The organism is Pantoea graminicola, from assembly GCF_048452665.1.
Taxonomy (GTDB): domain Bacteria; phylum Pseudomonadota; class Gammaproteobacteria; order Enterobacterales; family Enterobacteriaceae; genus Pantoea.
In genome coordinates this window covers 247,399-266,274 of sequence record NZ_JBLWSJ010000005.1, presented here as the reverse complement: position 1 = coordinate 266,274, position 18,876 = coordinate 247,399, and the positions used below count along the sequence as shown (strand labels likewise).

At 58.0% G+C, this 18,876-nt stretch carries 18 protein-coding genes and 1 pseudogene; 13 read left to right on the top strand and 6 right to left on the bottom strand.

What is annotated here, in order from left to right:
• The first annotated feature begins 68 nt into the window (after positions 1-68).
• The 11 genes and pseudogenes from ACNY69_RS14110 to ACNY69_RS14060 all read left to right on the top strand — a co-directional run bounded on the left by ACNY69_RS14110 (position 69) and on the right by ACNY69_RS14060 (position 9,204).
• A complete protein-coding gene (locus tag ACNY69_RS14110) occupies positions 69-671 on the top strand; it encodes a TetR/AcrR family transcriptional regulator (RefSeq protein ID WP_111138936.1) in 603 nt (200 codons plus the stop codon).
• Positions 672-721: 50 nt separating this feature from the next.
• On the top strand, positions 722-1,621 hold the full coding sequence (locus ACNY69_RS14105) for an alpha/beta fold hydrolase (RefSeq protein WP_418798880.1): 900 nt from the start codon (positions 722-724) through the stop codon (positions 1,619-1,621).
• Between the two features lie 111 nt (positions 1,622-1,732).
• A pseudogene (locus ACNY69_RS14100) lies at positions 1,733-2,457 on the top strand (DJ-1/PfpI family protein).
• Positions 2,458-2,834: 377 nt separating this feature from the next.
• A complete protein-coding gene (locus ACNY69_RS14095; protein ID WP_111138939.1) occupies positions 2,835-4,022 on the top strand; it encodes a M20 metallopeptidase family protein in 1,188 nt (395 codons plus the stop codon).
• Positions 4,023-4,041: 19 nt separating this feature from the next.
• Complete coding sequence (locus ACNY69_RS14090; protein ID WP_199559974.1) at positions 4,042-4,890, top strand: transporter substrate-binding domain-containing protein; 849 nt, start codon at positions 4,042-4,044, stop codon at positions 4,888-4,890.
• Between the two features lie 6 nt (positions 4,891-4,896).
• Positions 4,897-5,622, top strand: a complete 726-nt coding sequence (locus tag ACNY69_RS14085) for an ABC transporter permease (RefSeq protein WP_199559975.1) — start codon at positions 4,897-4,899, stop codon at positions 5,620-5,622.
• Between the two features lie 9 nt (positions 5,623-5,631).
• Positions 5,632-6,318, top strand: coding sequence for an ABC transporter permease (locus ACNY69_RS14080; protein ID WP_111138940.1), 687 nt, complete (start codon positions 5,632-5,634; stop codon positions 6,316-6,318).
• Positions 6,315-7,094 (top strand): ATP-binding cassette domain-containing protein, encoded by a 780-nt coding sequence (locus tag ACNY69_RS14075; protein WP_111138941.1) that lies wholly within the window; start codon positions 6,315-6,317, stop codon positions 7,092-7,094. The genes ACNY69_RS14080 and ACNY69_RS14075 overlap by 4 nt, the downstream gene beginning before the upstream one ends.
• 266 nt (positions 7,095-7,360) lie before the next feature.
• Positions 7,361-7,921 (top strand): fasciclin domain-containing protein, encoded by a 561-nt coding sequence (locus tag ACNY69_RS14070; RefSeq protein ID WP_199559976.1) that lies wholly within the window; start codon positions 7,361-7,363, stop codon positions 7,919-7,921.
• A 60-nt stretch (positions 7,922-7,981) separates the two neighbouring features.
• Positions 7,982-8,530: a sigma-70 family RNA polymerase sigma factor gene (locus ACNY69_RS14065; protein WP_111138943.1), complete on the top strand. Its 549-nt coding sequence runs from the start codon at positions 7,982-7,984 to the stop codon at positions 8,528-8,530.
• A complete protein-coding gene (locus tag ACNY69_RS14060) occupies positions 8,527-9,204 on the top strand; it encodes an anti-sigma factor (protein WP_418798875.1) in 678 nt (225 codons plus the stop codon). The genes ACNY69_RS14065 and ACNY69_RS14060 overlap by 4 nt, the downstream gene beginning before the upstream one ends.
• 64 nt (positions 9,205-9,268) lie before the next feature.
• On the opposite strand, the gene eptA is transcribed toward ACNY69_RS14060, so the two are convergent.
• From eptA to ACNY69_RS14040, 4 genes are all read right to left on the bottom strand, one after another.
• Positions 9,269-10,909: a phosphoethanolamine transferase EptA gene (eptA, locus tag ACNY69_RS14055; RefSeq protein ID WP_293772554.1), complete on the bottom strand. Its 1,641-nt coding sequence runs from the start codon at positions 10,907-10,909 to the stop codon at positions 9,269-9,271.
• 442 nt (positions 10,910-11,351) lie between these two features.
• Positions 11,352-12,665 (bottom strand): NAD(P)/FAD-dependent oxidoreductase, encoded by a 1,314-nt coding sequence (locus ACNY69_RS14050; protein WP_418798873.1) that lies wholly within the window; start codon positions 12,663-12,665, stop codon positions 11,352-11,354.
• 275 nt (positions 12,666-12,940) lie between these two features.
• Positions 12,941-13,549, bottom strand: coding sequence for a dTMP kinase (locus tag ACNY69_RS14045; RefSeq protein WP_418798999.1), 609 nt, complete (start codon positions 13,547-13,549; stop codon positions 12,941-12,943).
• A gap of 358 nt (positions 13,550-13,907) precedes the next feature.
• Positions 13,908-14,681: a COG4705 family protein gene (locus ACNY69_RS14040; RefSeq protein WP_111138946.1), complete on the bottom strand. Its 774-nt coding sequence runs from the start codon at positions 14,679-14,681 to the stop codon at positions 13,908-13,910.
• A 721-nt stretch (positions 14,682-15,402) separates the two neighbouring features.
• Here ACNY69_RS14040 and ACNY69_RS14035 point away from each other — a divergent pair.
• The gene (locus tag ACNY69_RS14035; protein WP_418798871.1) at positions 15,403-16,662 is read left to right on the top strand and encodes a diguanylate cyclase domain-containing protein; all 1,260 of its coding nucleotides are present in this window, start codon (positions 15,403-15,405) and stop codon (positions 16,660-16,662) included.
• 217 nt (positions 16,663-16,879) lie between these two features.
• On the opposite strand, the gene ACNY69_RS14030 is transcribed toward ACNY69_RS14035, so the two are convergent.
• Complete coding sequence (locus tag ACNY69_RS14030) at positions 16,880-17,260, bottom strand: winged helix-turn-helix transcriptional regulator (RefSeq protein ID WP_293772547.1); 381 nt, start codon at positions 17,258-17,260, stop codon at positions 16,880-16,882.
• Between the two features lie 98 nt (positions 17,261-17,358).
• Here ACNY69_RS14030 and ACNY69_RS14025 point away from each other — a divergent pair, with 98 nt between their 5' ends.
• Positions 17,359-18,087 (top strand): SDR family NAD(P)-dependent oxidoreductase, encoded by a 729-nt coding sequence (locus ACNY69_RS14025; RefSeq protein WP_418798998.1) that lies wholly within the window; start codon positions 17,359-17,361, stop codon positions 18,085-18,087.
• 58 nt (positions 18,088-18,145) lie between these two features.
• Here the strand turns inward: ACNY69_RS14025 and ACNY69_RS14020 are convergent, their stop codons facing one another.
• Positions 18,146-18,829, bottom strand: a complete 684-nt coding sequence (locus tag ACNY69_RS14020) for a hypothetical protein (RefSeq protein WP_418798869.1) — start codon at positions 18,827-18,829, stop codon at positions 18,146-18,148.
• Between the last annotated feature and the right edge of the window lie 47 nt (positions 18,830-18,876).

Sequence of the window (18,876 nt, the reverse complement as noted above, 5' to 3'; positions counted from 1 at the left end):
AAAAGCTTCACACCGCAGAGGATTCGGTTTATGTTCAGGGAAATGATCGTTTCCTAAAGGTGCCCGCGATGAACGATAACCGCTACAAGGATCGGGGGCGGCCACGCGCCTTTGATGCCGATGAGGTGCTCGATCGTGCGATGCTGCTGTTTCGTCAGAAAGGGTATCACGCCACCTCGATCGGGGATCTGAGCCAGGCGATGCAGCTTACCACGGGCAGCATCTACAAAGCCTTTACCGACAAGCGCACGCTGTTTGCAGACGTTTTTGCCCGCTATCTCTCCATGCGTAACAGCAGCCTGTCGCAGCGGCTGGCGCAGTGTGAAAACGGCCGGGCAAAACTGGCAGAGCTGCTGGCGTTCTATGTGGATTCCGTGCGCGACATAGAAGGCGAGCGCGGTTGTCTGGTGGCGGTCAGCGCGGTGGAGCTGCAGACGCTGGATGAAGAGCTGGCGGGCGCGGTCGGGGCGGCGCTGATGCGTAATTATCAGAACCTGCAGCAGCTTATCCTTCAGGGGCAGCAGGATGGCTCGGTTAATCCCTCGCTCGACAGTGCACCGGCGGCCTCTCTGCTGCTCTGCGTCGTGCTGGGGATGAGGGTCGCAGGTAAAGTTGCAGCGACCCGCCCGGACGCCAGCGTGATTCCACTGGCGATGAAGCTGCTCGATTAATTTTTTTACCAATAAAGGAAATGATCGTTTCCTTAATATCCGGAGGTTCTATGTCGTCGCATCCCGCGTTTCAGCATCACTTTGTCACTGTCGGCTCACAGCGTCTGCACTATCTGCATGCAGGCGGTGATCACCCGGAAACCGTGGTTCTGCTGGCCGGATTTCCACAGAGCAGCTATGCCTGGCGGGATGTGATCCCTCTGCTGGCCCGCCGTTTCAACGTTATCGCCCCCGATCTGCCCGGTCAGGGAGATTCAGATTTCCCCTTCGACGGTTACGACACGGACACGGTGGCCGGGCGGATCGTCGAGCTGCTGCAACAGCTCGGCGTGGAACGTTTCTCGCTGGCCGGTCATGATGTCGGTGCCTGGGTGGCGTGGTCACTGGCAGCCCGGTACCGCGGAAAGGTCAGCCGGGTGGCGCTGCTGGACGGGGGCATCCCCGGCGTCACGCTTCCGGAGACGCTGCCGCTGACAGGGGAGAGCGCCCGGAAAATCTGGCACTTTGCGTTTCACTTTGTGCAGGACCTGCCGGAAGCCCTGATCGCGGGCAGAGAAGGCCTCTATCTCGACTGGTTTTTCAACCAGAAAGCCGCCAGCCCGCATCGCATCGATCCGGCGGCCCGCCGGGAATATCTGCGTGTCTTTCAGCAGCCAGGCGCACTGCGGGCCGGGCTTGCGTTCTATCGGGCGTTTGAGCAGTCCGCACAGCAGAATCGCCTGCGTGCGCAGCAGGGTAAACTGTCCCTGCCGCTGCTGGCGGTAAGTGCCGATCGCGGTTCGATTCCTGATATGGCGGCACCCTTACGTGCTGTTGCACAGCAGGTTTATGGTGAAACGATAACTGACTGCGGCCACTTTATACCGGATGAGCAACCCGAAAAACTGGCGGACAGCCTGACCCGTTTTTTTACCCGACAGGCCGGGACAAACGCAGAGGCGCTGTTGTAACGCGCGGGCGAGGATGTGCTGCGCCGCTACAGAAATCCGCCGCGGCCTGCGCATTGCTATCTGAACAGCCATCCGGGCATGATGGGGGCCACTGTTTCCCGGAGTATCCACATGAACCCTGCACTGAAAATAGGCCTGTTGCTGTTTCCTGATGTCACCCAGCTCGATCTGACCGGCCCCTGGGAGGTGTTCGCGCGCACGCCGGGCGTCGAATGCTTCCTGATCTGGAAAGATCGTCATCCGGTGCGTTCCGATCGCGGCCTGTCGATCGTGCCGACCGTGACGTTTGCGGATTGTCCGCCACTGGATGTGATCTGTGTGCCGGGCGGACCAGGGCAGATCGCTCTGATGTCAGATGCCGTCACGCTGGATTTTCTGCGGCAGCAGGCGGAACAGGCGCAGTGGGTTACGTCCGTCTGTACCGGATCGCTGGTGCTGGGCGCGGCCGGGCTGCTGCAGGGCTACCGTGCCACCTGCCACTGGGGTTCCCTCGATCAGCTGGCCCTGCTGGGGGCGGACCCGGTAAGCCAGCGCGTGGTGCGAGACCGCAACCGCATCACCGGCGCGGGCGTCACCTCTGGCATCGATTTTGCGCTGACGCTGGTGGCGGAAATCGCCGGTGAAAACACCGCCAGAGCGGTGCAGTTGCAGATGGAATATGATCCTGAACCTCCCTTCAGCAGCGGTTCCCCCCGCACCGCTGCTGAAGGGAGGTGGCACAGGCACAGGCTCAGATGGCTCCCTTTATCGCCACACGCCGTGCGGCAACAGAAAGGGCGGCTGCCTGGTTGCAGGCTCAGCCGCGTGCTCACGCTGGCGGGAACGGGGCGGAATAACGCTATCTGAAAGCCCGGCCAGGTTGCGCTGTTTCGTCCGGCGATTTTCGATTATTTATTCCGGATGCGAACGCCATAACGTCAGCGTAAATTACGCTGACGTATTTTCAGTGCTGGAATAAAAGGCCCCCGCCGTAAAAGTAGGGAAAGTAATGTTGCGAGATGGATTATTAATATTATTGCTGATCCGCTGTTATCTCATACGACTTTCCAATAATTAATTCTATCTTATTGATTTATAGTAATTGATTGCCGCTTTTCCCGCGTTGCTTTCTGCAACGTGCTGTGAATAAATAAACGGTCATCAACATCCGCCATCAGGATGAATAAAATGAAGGTCGGCCGGAGCCTGCCGACCTCATATTGCCGGGGCTGCTATGAATCAGGAAAAAGCACGACTGGCCGGGGAATTAAAAGCCAGAGTTAATGAACTTGAACCGCAGTTAGTCGCGATTCGACGGGATATTCACGCCCATCCGGAATTAGGATTTGATACGCTGCGAACGGCCGGTCTGGTCACAGACTACCTGCAGGCGCTGGGGCTTCATCCCCGCAGCGGAGTAGGCCGCAGCGGCGTTGTGGTCGATATTGAGGGCGCAGAGCCGGGTAAAACGCTGCTGCTGCGCGCCGATATGGATGCGCTGCCTATTCATGAGCAGACCGGTTTACCCTTTGCCAGCCGCTTTCCCGGAAAAATGCACGCCTGCGGGCATGATATTCACACGGCGACCCTGCTGGGTGTAGCGACGATCCTGCCGCACTACCGCCAGCAGCTTAAAGGCCGCGTCCGGCTGATATTCCAGCCCGCGGAAGAGACGCCGGACAGCGGCGCGGCCGCCATGATTGCGGATGGCGTGGCGGACGGTATCGACTGGGCCGTAACCCTGCATAACAAACCCGAGCTGGCGGCGGGCGAGATTGCCCTGACGCGCGGGTCCAGCACGGCCTCCAGCGACGAATTCGATGTGACGGTGCACGGCGTCTCGACCCACGCGGCCCGGCCGCATATGGGCACCGATCCGATCATCGCCACCGTCCACCTTATCAGCCAGCTGCAGACCCTGATTTCGCGTGAACGCGACCCCGCGCACTCCGCCGTTCTGACGATCGGACATATTCAGGGCGGAACCACCCACAACATCATTCCCGACAGCTGCCTGTTTCAGGGCACGATCCGCACCAAATCGCCCGAGGTCCGCGCGGCTATGGAGGCCTCATTCAAACGGATGTGTGAAGGCGTCGCCCTGGCGCAGAATGTGCGCATCGACGTTAACTTTCAGCGTGGCGTGCCGCCCCTGATGAATGACGATCGCCTGATCGACGCGCTGGAAACCATCCTGTCGCACCAGTTTGATCAGACGATCGTCGGGCAGCCCAGTGCCAGCTTTGGAGCAGAAGATTTTTCACTGTTTACCGAACGCGTACCCGGCTGCCAGATCCACATCGGATCTGCCACGCCGGGTCGTGATGACCATCTGCATAACTCCGACTATCAGCCGGATGAACGCAGCATTGCCGCCGGGACGCAGGCGCTGACGCGCCTCGCGATTGATTTACTCTCTTAATTATAACAATGAGGTTTCTATGATGATGCGCAACCGCCTGTTCACGGCGTCACTGACCGTGGCGCTGCTCGCCACGTCGGCGTTCAGCCAGGCGAAAGATTTTGGCACCCTGAAATTTGCGACCGAAGCGGCCTATCCTCCGTTTAACCAGACGACCCCGAGTGGCAAAATCGTCGGCTATGAGCCGGATATGGTGGCGGAGCTGGCGAAGCGCGCGGGCTTTAAATATGAAATCATCGCGCAGAAGTGGTCAGGTATGATCCCGGGGCTGATCGACGGTAAATATGATGCCGTAGTCGATGCGGTGACCGTAACGCCAAAACGCGCTGAAGCGATCGACTTTACCCATCAGTACACCGTCAGCGTCTCCAGCTTTGTGACCGCGAAAAAAAGCCCACTGGCGACCCTGCCGGGCAGCGGCACGGTGGTCGCGGCAGATGACGAAGCCGGAATGAAAAAAGCGATCGACGATCTGAAAACCACCTTCAAAGGTAAAACCATTGCGGTGCAGGTCGCGACCATTCAGGCGGATTTCCTGCAGAAATATCTGGGCGATGTCGCCACGATCCGCACCTATCAGGCGGGTCCGGAAACCTATGCCGATCTGCTGAATGGCCGCGTTGATGCGGTGATGGCGTCGCGCACCAACCTCAACGCCTTTGTGAAAAAACAGAGCGATGCGATCAGCAGCAGCGGCTATGGCTTCACCGGTGGCGTGCTGGGTGCCGGCTCGGCGATTGGCCTGCGCAAGGGCAACAGCGAGCTGCAGCAGGCGCTGAACCAGGCGCTGGAGTCGATGATCAAAGACGGAACGCTGAGCAAACTGTCGATCAAATGGTTCGGCGAAGATGTCGCGCCGAAAGCGTAACCCCGGATGCTGATGACTATTGACTGGCAGATACTGGGCTTCGGCGATGAGGGATGGGGCGGCGTGCTGCTTAACGCCGCCGCCGTCACCGTCAGCGTGTCGCTCTGCGCCTGGCTACTGGGGGCGATGCTGGGCAGCGTGCTCTGCTGGATGCAGATTGCCGGTTCGCGCTGGCAGCAGCGGCTGGCGGCAGGCTACATCACACTGTTTCGCGGCGTGCCGGAGCTGCTGGTTATCTATCTCTTCTACTTCGGCGGACGGCAGGTCGTCTCCACCGTCGGCACCGCGCTGGGCTTTCAGGGGCCGTTTGATGTCAACGGTTTTGTGGCCGGGGCGATTGCCATCGGGCTGATTTCGGGGGCCTATCAGAGCGGCGTGTTTCGTGGCGCCTTCTATGCCATTCCGGGCGGCACGCTGGAGGCGGCCACCGTAACCGGCATGGGCAGGCTGATGATGTTCCGGCGCATTATTGTGCCGCAGGCGTTACGCACCGCGCTGCCGGGCATGGGCAACCAGTGGCAGTCGGTGATCAAAGAGTCGGCGCTGGTTTCCGTGACCGGCCTGGTGGAAACCATGAACCAGGTCTCTACCGCCGCAAACTCCACCCAGATGTCCTTTTTCTTCTACAGCGTCGGGGCGGTGATCTACCTGATTATCACGACCTGTTCCGATATGGTTTTCCGCTACGTGGAAAAGTTTGCGATGCGCGGTCAACAGCGCGTAAAGGGATAAGGAGAGCTCATGGATATCATCTTTTTACAGCAGACGCTGCTGGCGCTGCTGAAAGGATTGCCGCTGACAATCAACCTGGCGCTGCTCTCTCTGCTGGGCGGTGGCGTGCTGGCGCTGCTGCTGAATCTGCTGCGCATGACGCGCGTCGGCAGCCTGTTCTGCCGGTTCTACGTCTGGCTGTTTCGCGGCACGCCGCTGCTGATCCAGATTTTCATGGTCTATTACGGCCTGGGCAGCTTACCGGCGGTGCGGGAGAGCCTCTTCTGGCCGCTGCTGCGCGATCCTTACTGGTGCGGCTTGCTGGCGCTGATCCTCAACGATGCGGCCTACACCTCGGAGATCCTGCGCGGCGGGCTGCGCGCCGTCAGTCAGCAGTCGCTGGAGGCCGCGAAAGTGTCGGGCATGTCGTCGTATAAGATGTTCACCCGTATCACCTTACCCATTGCTGTCCGTCAGGCGTTACCCGCCTACAGCAATGAAATCATCTCCATGATCAAAGCGACATCACTGGTCAGTACCATCAGCCTGATGGAGATGACCGGCATTGCCGATTCCATCGTCTCGTCCACGTTCCGGGCGCTGGAGGTGTTTCTGAGCGCAGCCCTGATCTACCTGTTGCTGACCATCCTGGTCAGTAAAGGGGTGTCGATGCTGGAACGACGCTTATCACCTTACTACTTTGGAGCACGCTCATGACCGCACCTACCATCATGCTGAGCCACCTCAGAAAGAGTTATGCGGGACACGAAGTGCTGCATGATATCAGCCTGACCGCGCAGGATGGCGACGTCATTTCGCTGATCGGGGCAAGCGGGTCGGGCAAAAGTACGCTGTTACGCTGCATCCCGTTTCTGGAAGTGCCCCAGGCGGGCGAGATCGCCGTTGGCGACGTCAGCGTCACGCTGGACAACGCCGAGGAGAAACTGAGCCGTGAGCAGCGCCGTCGCATTAAACTGATGCGGATGCAGCTCGGTTTCGTGTTTCAGAGCTTTAACCTGTGGCCGCATAAGACGGTAATGCAGAATATCATTGAAGCGCCGGTGCATGTGCAGAAGCGCAGCCACAAAGAGGCGCTCGAAGAGGCTGAGGCGCTGCTGCACAAGGTCGGACTCTATGCAAAGCGTGACGCCTGGCCGTCGCAGCTTTCAGGCGGACAGCAGCAGCGTGTGGCGATTGCCCGGGCGCTGGCGCAGCAGCCGAAAGCGATACTGTTTGATGAACCGACCTCCGCGCTGGATCCGGAACTGGTGGGGGAGGTGTTGCGGGTCATCCGGGGCCTGGCAGAAGAGGGACGCACCATGATCATCGTGACGCATGAGATGGGTTTTGCGCGTGACGTGTCGAACAAAGCGGTGTTTCTGCATCAGGGCATAATCGAAGAGTCCGGCTCACCGGAACAGGTCTTTCTGGATCCGATCTCCCCTCGCTGTCGCGCCTTTGTGAACAGCCATTTTGAACGCAATGCAGGCTGACGCAGACAGGCGCCGCAGCGCCTGATTTCCCCCTGCGGTACACCCGGATATCACGTCGCGCCATTTAGTCACCCGAATGGCGCGGCCGTTTCCGCATTCTTCTGTACGCTGCCGCTCCATTTAACCTGTTAAAAATCATAATCTTAAATTTTATTTCGACCTGCCGAAAAAAAATTTAAATTTTTTGCATCCGTTTTCCCTGCTCATTCGTATTAACAGATAAGGGCACATCGGCCCTGTCCGTAAACTCAATGAGGAAAGTGAAAATGAAACCATTCATGCCAGCTCTGCTTTTTTCTGCTTTAGTTTTCAGCGGTGCCTCTTATGCAGCGACCATGGACAGCGACACGGTGATGGTCGGTGGGGCAGCGATGTACCCGTCGAAAAATATTGTACAGAACGCCATTAACTCCAAAGATCACACCACGCTGGTGGCGGCCGTTAAAGCGGCGGGTCTGGTGCCGACGCTGGAAGGCAAAGGGCCGTTTACCGTTTTCGCGCCGACTAATGCCGCGTTCGAAAAACTGCCGCAGGGCACCGTCGACTCCCTGCTGAAACCCGAAAACAAACAGAAACTCACCAGCGTGCTGACCTATCATGTCGTGGCCGGGAAACTGGATATGAAAGCACTGCAGAAAAAAATCAAAGCGGGTGGCGGCAAAGCCGAACTGAAAACGGTGCAGGGTGGCGCGCTGTGGGTGATGGCAAACGGCCCGCACAACATCCAGCTGAAAGATGCCCAGGGCAACATTGCCAATATCACCACCTATGATGTGAACCAGAGTAATGGCGTCATTGACGTTATCGATACCGTGCTGATGCCATAAAAGGTGTCATCTATACTGTGTGTAGCCACTGATGTGGCTACACCTTTAACAGGGAAGACGATGACAAAAAACGTGCCTCACATTCAGGCTGAGTTAATGAATCAGATTGCCTGTGGCGACAAAGCCGCGCTGGCGCAGCTGTATCACAGCCTCTCTCCGAAGCTGTTCGGCATTATCCTGCGTATGGTCCGGCGCCGTGACTGGGCAGAAGAGATCCTCCACGACACCTTCCTTCAGATCTGGCAATCGGCAACCTATTACGACGACAGGCGCAGCGAACCGCAGATATGGCTCTGTCACATCGCCCGCAATCGGGCGATCGATTTTCTGCGAAAACATGATAACCGGTGCTGTTCGATGGAGGAGATTACCGAAGCGGAAGCGGGCTTACATACCCTGCTCTCTGCCGATGGCGGACATGCAGAGGCGCGCCGTCTTCAGCACTGTATGGCGCATCTGCCGTCAGAGCAGCGCCAGACGCTTTCGCTCGCCTATTATCGTGGCCTGTCCCAGAGTGAAATTGCCCTCTCCCTGAGCCAGCCGGAAGGCACCATAAAAAGCTGGATCCGTCGCGCGTTAACCCATCTGCGGGAGTGCATAGGCCTATGAGTGCTCAGGAAAACGAAGACCTTGTCGCCGCGGAATATGTGCTTGGGCTGACCGATGACGCCACCCGTCAGTCGCTGGATAAACGGCTTAATGAGGACGCAGCCTTTGCTGCCGAAGTGCTGCACTGGCAGAAAGCCTTTAGCGGACTCGATCGCATCACCCCGGCGGTCGCGCCTGCGCCCGGCGTCTGGCAGCGGATTGAGCGGGATCTCAGCCGCGCCGCTCCCACAGCCTCTTCACCCCGCATATCCGCTCATCCCGGATTCTGGCTCGGCTGGGGGCTGGCGGCGGCGCTGGCGGGCTTTCTGATCGTCAGTTACGTGACCAGGCCCGATGTTACCCCTGCTCTGCAGCCGGTGGCGGTGCTCAGCGGGGCGCGGCCTGATGCGCAGTTTGTGGTGAGTCTGGATAAGTCCGCTTCGCTGATTGAGGTGTCTGCCCTCAACATCACGCTGCCTGCGGATAAAAACTTTGAGCTATGGCTGATCAAAGGCAGTGCCGCACCGCGGTCGCTGGGGCTGATCGCGCGTCGCGAGGGCAATGCCTTTAAACTGCCCGCCGGGGCGCTGGATAACCAGACGGTGCTGGCGGTCAGTCTCGAACCGCTGGGCGGCTCTAAACAGGCCGGGCCATCGGGGCCGGTCGTTTTCCAGGGCAGGGTCACACTTCTCTAATCGGGCCGCAGACCTGCGCTTTTAACCATCCGGCCCGCAGCAGGCTGTGCTGCCGGGCCGGTGCTCAGGGCTGACGTCTGCAGCTCGCCAGAATGTCGTCAGTGGCGACATATTCGCGGGTCTGCACGCCCGTCATTCCCAGCAGCGTGGAAAAGAGATTGTCGTGGGAATATTTCTGCGTCGCGGCATGCTGGCCCAGACAGTGATAGTCCACGCCATAACGCTGCTGGTAGTCCGGCGACAGCCAGATCAGCAGCGGAACGTGGGTCTGAACGTCGGGCGCAATGGCGTAGGGCAGGCCATGCAGATAAACACCGTTTTCGCCCAGAGACTCACCGTGATCTGACAGATACACCAGGCTGGTCGTAAATCGCGCCTGATGGGCTTTGAGTAACGCTATCGCTTTATCAACGATGTAGTCCGCATAGAGGATCGTATTGTCATAAGTGTTGATCAGCTGCGCCTGAGAGCACTCCTGAATCTGTTTCGTTTCACAGGTGGGTGTGAATCTGCGGAACGCCGGGGGATAGCGGTGGTTGTAGGTGGGCCCGTGGCTGCCAATGGTGTGCAGCACGATAATGCCATTGCCCTGCAACTGGCTGATGTACGCCTCCAGACCATGAAAAAGCACGTCGTCGTAGCATTCGCCGTTGATGCACATCTCCGGCAGATTGAGGTCGGTCATCTCCTGATTCGGCACCCGTGCGCACGCACCCTTGCAGCCGCCATCATTCTCATTCCATAACACGCTCAGCCCGGCGCGCTGCAGGATGTCCAGCAGGCCCTCCTGATGGCTGGCCAGCGCATCGTCATAATGGCTGCGCGGCATATTTGAGAACATGCAGGGAACGGAGACGGCGGTGGAGGTGCCGCAGGAAGAGGTCGCCGGAAAATAGACGACATCCTCTTTTGCCAGCAATGGATTGGTTTCCCGGCCGTAACCGCCCAGAGAGAAATTAGCGGCCCGTGAGGTTTCACCCACCACCAGGATCGTCAGGTTCTTTTTCGGGCCGTTCAGCCGCTGAGGCTGCTGACGGGCATCCTCGCCTATTTTCACCAGCGGAAGGTTGGCCCGCTCGCGATGGCTGTAGTAAGAGAGTGACGCGGCAATAAAATTCGAGGGGCTGAGTGATTTTAATAGCGAATGGTTATTGCGAATCAGCGAGGCGTAATCTTTATAAAAAACCAGGGCAATCAGGGCAATAAGCAGCAGGGAGAGGGTGAGGCTGATGCCGCGCTGTACGACCCCTTTCCACACCGGAACGGCCTGTTTAAACGCAGGCCAGAAGGCCAGCGCCGCGACAAACACGCCGCTCGCCACTATCACCAGGATCATCTGAGGCGTCAGCAGCGCCAGGCTTTCAGCGGGCGTGGTATCCACCATGTTGGTGATCATCGAGCGGTCGAGGACGATGCCGTAGTGCTGAATAAAGTACTGCGCGGTGGCGGCAATCATGACAAACAGCGCAATGATTATCCTGTCGAGCCACAAAAAGGAGGCGAGCGTCACCACCATATTAATGACGCAGAACGCCACCACCGGCATAGAGAGGAAAAAGAGCAGGTTACCCGCGCCGTTAAACGGAATGAGTGAACTGGCCTGGCGGTAAAAAGGGAGGTTAAGGAAAACCGAAATATAGAGCGAGAATAAAATAATGAATGTCACGCGGTGCAACGCGGGCTGAGTGATTCTGAATCGTGGCATGAAGGTATTCCATAACCCTGAAGAGAGCTGAACAAATAAAAATTAATTTCTGAGTGGGCGGGCTAGAATTAATCAGAATTTTGCGCCGGTTAGAGCAAATAAACGAAGTCAGGGATCGTCATTAATAAAATGGCACGTTATTACCTTTACCTGATGAGACAGCGAACAGGGCGGGGGCCGCATGGGGGCCTTTTCAGAGCCAATACTGTTAAGCATTAATGAACTTTTTGCTATAGATAGTGCGATTATCATCGTTGATGTGTGATGCTGATCACATTGTTTTGCTAACGGCGGCCTGGTTAGTTAAGCAGGGCGTGCAGTTACGGTGAATCAGGCGGGTCGATGATGCCAGGTTCAGCAGACACGCCCCGGAGACGTGTCCGCTGAGACTCAGGTCAGTAGAGTAGTTTATCGCTGCGCTTCTTTCCGATTACGCTGACGGTTAAACCTCTTTTCTGCCCAGATAACGCTCTTTCTGCAGCGAGAGGGCAATCCCGATATCCAGCAACGGTGAGGGGGGCATAAAACTGGCTTTACCGAGCGACAGCATATCTGCCAGGTGCGGATTATCCTGTTTCAGCATGAAATCAGCCAGCAGGCTGCCTGCGACCGTCTGCTTTGACACACCCGCGCCGTTACAGCCGCCTGCCGTACAGACAAACCGGTTCAGTTGGCCCCACTCCGGCGCGCCGTTGCGCGTGACGCTCAGGGTCCCGGACCAGGTCTGGCTGATGCTGACTTCGCGCAGGGTTGGATAGACTTTATGGAACAAGTGCTGATGCAGCTGAGTTGCCTGCCAGGTCTGCACGGCATTTATCTGACCTTTCAGCGCGGGGATCACATGCTGACGGATCAGGAAACGGCGGTCGGGGGTAAAGCGGAAGGTGGCACCGGCAATAGCATTGACCGGCGTAAGCCCCCAGCTTTGCATCGGCGGCAGAGACGCCAGCTGCTCCGCCGTCAGCGGATCGGTAAGGCTGGCGAAGGTCGCCATCGCCGCCTGACGTGAAAGACCTGGTCGCAGCTCTGGCGATAATGCGTTAGTCGCCAGCATTATTCTGGGAGTAGTAATCACGCCATAAGGGGTCAGCACCTCAGCCACGCTGCCGTAGCGCATCCCCAGCACGGGCGTATTATCGAAACGTTGTACGTTCTCGGGCAGGCAGTGGTTCAGGCCGGCAATCAGCTGAGCCGGATTGACCAGTACGCAGCCCGGCGTATAGATGCCCTGACTGTAAAAGCGCGTCCCAAGTTTCTGATAGAGCGCGTCCCCCTCTGCCAGCGTCCAGGGCTCCTCCACTGAATCGAGCTGACGGGCATACTCCTGCAGAATACGGTCGTTACCCCGTTCGGCCTGACAGTGATATTTACCCACCTTTTCCCAGTCGCACTCAATGTGATGCTGAGCGATCACCTGCTCCAGCTGCCGGATGCCCTCCTGCAGCAAATGACGATAGGCGCTGGCCTTTTTTAATTCGGCCGTTGAGCTGCCGATATTATGGGGCAGGCCAATGACAAAGCCGGAGTTACGGGCCGATGAACTGTCGCGCGGGCTGCAGGCGTCGACGATGAGTATCCTCAGATCGGGATTGATTTCCGACAGGCGGCGCGCAAACGCCACACCGGCAAATCCTGCTCCGACGATAAGCCAGTCGGCTGTAAACCGACCCCGCAGCATCGGCTGGGGTGCAAAGGCGTACTGACCCGCTGGCCAGCCCACCTGATTGTGGTTGAATGGTAGTGATGCGTAGCGCAATTCCCTGTGCCTCATCTGAAAAATGAAGCCAATTTATAAGAGAAAGCGGCGTATGCGGGCCAGCGCTAATCTGACCAGCGTTGATTTCAGACAAGGAAACGTCAGGTGAAGATTTTTCATTTTGCTGCTGTGCGCGGCAGGGATGGATGCCCGCAGGCGGGGCCTACCCGATTCCGCAGAATCATGTCCCGCAGACGCAGGCGGTGCTTTCAACGCATGTTGCTCCGGCAGGTAGCTGACAATGGAACGGGGGCGCGTTATGCCAGCCTGAGAAGTCAGCGCAGTGCGTTGATTGCCTTAATGATCTGCAGCATCGCCTCATTCAGGCTCCCCTCATTGCGGCACAGCAACCAGCCGTTGCGGGCTATCTCCTGCTCGAAGGCGCGGGTAGAAGCCGCGTGCTCTTCCAGCCGGTGGATCACCGTACTGCCCAGGCCCCGCGATCGTGCTGCGGCTCTTGCCCACGACACCTCAGAGGCGGTCACTACGCCGACGTGCAGGTCCGGCACACGCACGTTGTGCTCCCTGTTGAGCCGTAAGATCTCTGCAAATGGGATCATCCGGCGAAACGCGGCATCTGAGGGATACCAGCGGTCCATCAGGATAATGCTGTCGGCTGGCTGTCTGGTCAGAACCTGCTGTGAAATCCAGGCGCGGCTGCGGGCAAAGCGTTCACAAATTTCCCGTTCCAGCTCAGCAGAGGGCTGTCTGACGAGCCGGTTCACAAGCAACATGGTTTCCGATCTGAAAGGATCGCTTTTCCTCTCGCAAAGCCGGACCACCTTGCGTTTCTCTGCCCTCAGGCCCTGGGTGATCGCTTCCAGCAGGGTGGTTTTCCCGACGCCTTTGAGACCATCCAGCGTGACAAACAGCGGACGGTTCACCACTGGAATGACAGGCAGCAGGCGTGACGGATAAAGCGGGGATCTGACATAAGCATTCTCTGTTGCGGGCCGGGTCTGTTTTCATCTGCAATCCTGGGTGCCGCGGAGCGATCCGGCAGGCTGCAGGATCATCCGGGGCAGCGATCCGACATCCTGAGCGCCCTGTTTTGCGGATAACGTGGGATGGTCAGCGGAGCAGTGTAGTGTAAGAACGCCGGAGGGAAAACGAAAAGTATCGCGGTCTGATCAGGCCCTTGCCGTTGCGGTTCTCCACTTCCTCTGCGGTATCGCCACGGCGGATGAAAAAAGCCGCCACGGCGGGCGGCTCTGATCACAGCGATGAAGGCGGGTCGTCGCGTCAGCCTGTCGTGACACGACGGGTTGCGGGACGCTGAGGCAGCAGAACCAGGAAGGCGATAATCATCAGCGCCAGGGCCAGCGAGGCACCGTAGCGACTCAGCGCCAGTCCGCCTGCGGCAAAAGGTTTATCCAGGAAGTCACCAACAACCGCACCCAGGGGGCGGGTCAGAATAAACGCGGCCCAGAAAAGTGCGGTGCGTGAGAGAGCAGTAAAGCAACTGGCCGCCCAGATGATAGCCAGGGCACCGACAAACAGCAGGATCCCGCCATCGTAGCCCAGCCCTTCGCTGTCGGCTGTCCAGTCACCCAGTGCGGTGCCCAGCGTCTGGGAGAACATAATAGTGACCCAGTAAAACGTCTCAGTCACGCCGTTGCTGACCGAGCTGACCGCCACGGTTCCGCAGGTCACTTTCCAGAGAAAGAGTGAGAGGGCCAGCAGGATGCTCAGCAGCAGGGTGCCACCCAGATAACCAATCCCCAGCGAACGGTCTGCAAAATCCGCCAGTGTCGTTCCGACGGTAGTGGTCGCGACCACGGTGAACCAGTAGATCCATTTGTTAAAGCTGTGGCGATTGATTTGAACCGCCACCGCAACCAGAAAGATGATGGCGAAAATCAGCGTGCCGGTCAGATAGCCGAGATTCATCGACATCGTCACCGCGTCACCACCGGTTTCACCCAGCGTTGTCGCCGCGATTTTAGTCAGCCAGAACGCTGTGGTCACGGCTGGCACTTTACTGAAAGAGAGAGAGGCTGTGTGTTTATTTTGCATGGATAACACTCCGGACAAGCCCAACATGAGCTAATACAGCGGTGAGGTTATAAGAACAATCTTAAGCAAAGATTAAGCACCAAGCGGCGGAAGCGATTTTGCTGAGCAATCGAATCTGGCTCACAAAAGCGGGCTGAGCCTGCTCCAGGATCTGACCTGGGGTTTGACTTAATGGCGCACCAGCGGGGACTTTGCTCTGCATTTCAGGCGCAGTTAATGGACGAAAAGTCGGAGGCTGGGTTTTGAAAGAACGCCAGACGTTCTCTCAGCGGCGCCGAATCGCTTAAGAAAAATAAACAATGCCGCCGCAGCTGCTGATAAAGCCTGCATCTGTTTGCATGCCTCTTAATTTCGTCAGGCGGATAAAAAAGGTGTCAGGCTGGTGAGGGGGTAAAAAACGCACACAACCGTTAGGACGAGCGGGGCGGTATAACGGATACCCGGGTTAAAGGTTTCCGGCTCATCAGCCGATAAACACAGGCTAATACTTTACCACTGCATCCTGTTATATATGCGCAGAGCCACAGGGAGAAGGGCACCTCAGAAAATGCAGCCGGAAAGGTTTCAGTTGCAGCCATCGTTCAGGGCAGAGAATCTCGCAGGAATAAACTTCCGCCCGGTACCGCCTTCCGTGCCAGCTGGGGGTTTAAGGTTATAATCAGGTCTGTGCGACGGGTATTCAGTTTGTTAAATATCGTCAGTCACGTCGGAGCCGACCGCCATGTACACAATGATTAAACCCTCCTTTACCGCCGTCTGGTCTACAGACGCACAGGGTGTCTGTATCGCCAGTCAGGAAAGTCCTGCCGGCGTGATGCCCGAACTCAGGGGTGTCACGCTGAGTTCATGGCTGAGGCTGGCGCAGGCCGATGATGATGCAAAGGTCGCATTGCAGCTCACGGCGGCGCTGGAAGGTCTGACCCCTTTTCACATTGAGGTGCCGATTCACTGTCTGGATGGCAGGACGCGCCGTGTCCTTGTTTCTGGCCTGCCCGATTCGCAGCCTGGCGCCTCTCATCAGCAGTACAGTGGCTTTATCCTTGATGTGACCGGACAGCGCAAAGCACTGGAGGATGCACTGCGCACGGCGGCGGAGTATCGTCTGTTAATCGAAAACAGCACCGATCTGATCGCCCACTGCGATGCGCAGGGCCGGTACGTTTCCATCTCCCCCTCCTATTGCGAAATGATCGGCTGGACCGCAGAAGAGGTGATTGGTCGCCGGGTGGTGGATTTACTGCATCCCGACGATCGTCAGCCCGCTACGGAAGCGCTGGCTACGCTCTTCAGCGGTGGCGTGCTGCCGGATGTGGTGGAGGTGCGCAAACTGCATCGCGACGGCCATTACATGATCGTGGGTACTAAAGCCTGTGGCGTGACCAATCCCTCAACGGGCAAAAATATCGGTGCCGTGCTGGTATCCCGCGACATCTCGCGAGACAAAGAGAAGTTGCGCGATCTTGAAAAGCTGGCAACGCTGGACCAGCTGACCGGACTGCATAATCGCGCCTGGATCAACAACAGGGTTGAGCAGATGCTGGCCAGGAGGGATGAACAGGGCTATACCACGGTGATGTTCATCGATCTCAACGGCTTTAAGGCGGTAAACGATCTGATGGGGCACGCGACAGGGGATGCGTTGCTGCAGCAGGTCAGTAAACGGCTGCAACGCTGTATGCGTCCCGGTGACGCGGTGGCACGTCTGGGGGGCGATGAGTTTGTGGTGGCAGCCCGATGCACGGACCGTGAAGCGGCGGCGTCAATCGCCCTGCGTATCAACAGTAGCCTGCAAAAGCCCTTTACCATTAATAACGTGGAGGTACGCATCGGCGCCGCGATTGGTATCAGCTTTGCCCGCTCTGGCACCGCCTCCGCAAAAATGTTATTTGAAAATGCGGATAAGGCAATGTATCAGGCTAAAGCTCGCCGTGACGGCACCTGGCAGTTTTTTGATTTACCGCCTCAGTCCGCTGGCGAGTAAATGACGGCTGGCGGGGTCATTTCCGCCTTCCCCGCGTGGCTCTGTGCCCGACAGAGGAGCCTGATGCCTTTCCTGACCGAAACAGAGCAGGGATCAGGTCCGGCCCTGATAAACGCGGGACACATCCGTCAATGGGATCCGCCGGCGGCGAGAGCGCGGCGCGGCATCTGCCTTTTCAGACCCTGGCGAGCTCAACTTTGCGCCGCTGCGCGCGAATTTATTCAATTCCGTTTTCACCTTCGGCGTCATAGGCCGCCTGCGCCTGTTCCAGTGTCGCTCCATGTTGCTTTGCCCAGCCGACCAGCGCGACAAAAGGGGTCTGCAGAGTCTGGCCCAGCGGCGTAATCGCATATTCTACGGCCACGGGCGATGAGGCAATCACCCTGCGGCTCACTAATCCATTACGTTCCAGTCGCCGCAGGGCTTCTGTCAGAGACTTATGGGTAATCGGATCGAGTCTGCGCTTGATCGCGTTAAAGCGTGCGGGCTGAGTGCACAGCACGGTCAGGATCAGAACCGACCATTTGTTCGCCACCTGTTCCAGGATAGGGCGGGTACTGTTGATTTCGGCCAGCAGCGTCGTGATGTCGGTTGTCACAGGGTTTCCTCGTGGATATCTGGTATACATCAGGTGCGTAATTGACACTAAATATACAAAATATATCATCAGGTGTCTAACATCCGTCTGGAGTCACCCTGATGAAACTACGTGGAAAAGTTGCCCTGATTACCGGCGGCAGCAGCGGTATTGGCCTCGCTATTGCCCGTCGATTTGCCCTGGAAGGCGCCCGGGTCTTTATTACCGGCCGCCGCGAAACGCAGCTGGCTGAGGCTGTTGCTTCGATCGATGGGCAGATCGAGACCATCGCCGGCGATCTCACCCATGCTGACGATCTTGCGCAGCTGTTCGATACGCTGCAGGCCAGAGCTGGCCGTCTCGACATCCTCGTCAGCTCATCGGGTGTGGCAGAACCGGCGAGCCTGGATGAAACGACGGAGGCGCACTTTGACCGAGCCTTTAATCTGAACGTGCGGGCCATGGTGCTGGCGGTGCAGCGTGCGATGCGGCTTATGGGGGAGGGCAGCGCCATCGTGCTGGTGGGTTCGATCGCAGGCAGCATGGCGAATCCGGGTTACGGCACCTATTCCGCCAGCAAGGCCGCGGTGCGATCTTACGCCCGAACCTGGAGTCATGAGCTGGCCCCGCGCGGCATCCGGGTCAATACCCTTAGCCCCGGCCCGACCGACACGCCGATGTTTGATCAGGCAAGCGACGACGTCAGGGAGGCGCTGAGCGCGCAGATACCGGCAAAACGACTGGGTCAGCCCGATGAGGTCGCGTCAGCGGCGCTGTTCCTGGCCTGCGACGAGAGCCGCTATATCAGCGGCACGGAACTGGTGATTGATGGCGGCATGTCTGCATAGCAAGGCTTTGTGCTGACGCTGCCCGCGCTCCGCACAGGAGGGCGGATAGCGCCGGGGATCATCGCGACAGGGGATGACAGGTTGTCCAGTTATAGTTCACGCTGGCCAGAATCAGCTCGCCGCAGACTTCGCCATAATCCCGGTCCTGATGTTCCAGAAAATAGCGGCGCAGGCTGTCGGGCAGAAAATCAGCGTGGTAGCGCAGGATCGTACTGTGCCAGAATGGCGCGGGCAGCGCCCGGCCGGCATGGCGCATCAGCAGCTCCGCTTTCCAGTCAGACTGCATCACCTGTTCGCAGAAGGTCTGGCGCAGGTCAGCGGCCGGGCTTTCGGGGATGCCAGCCAGCAGCAACTGATCGGGCAGCGCCACCAGGCGAAGATGCCGGATGACCAGTTTTTTTGCCTCATAGTCTGACCAGATAGCCGCCAGTTGCGCCACTTTCTCCGGCAATGGTTCATGTTCTTTATACAGCGGCAAGGTCAGCGGTAAAAAGGTCAAATGAAAGCCTCGTGCGGGCAGCAGATCCGCCAGAGGATCGTGCTGAATGCACTGTTGTAACGCAGTAATCAGCCGTGACACCGCCGCTGACAATGGCGGCTGAATACCCGTCGCCAGAGCAAGCTTCACCGGGTCATAATAATTTTCCTCTTTTACCTTACCAATCCCGGGTTTTTCCGCCCATGTCGCGACCGTTTTCGCATTGGCAGAACGGTAGATCTCTTCCAGCGTGGCTGATTTCATCACAGACCTTCAGACGAGGGCATCGTCACCTTCCTGATGCGGTTAAC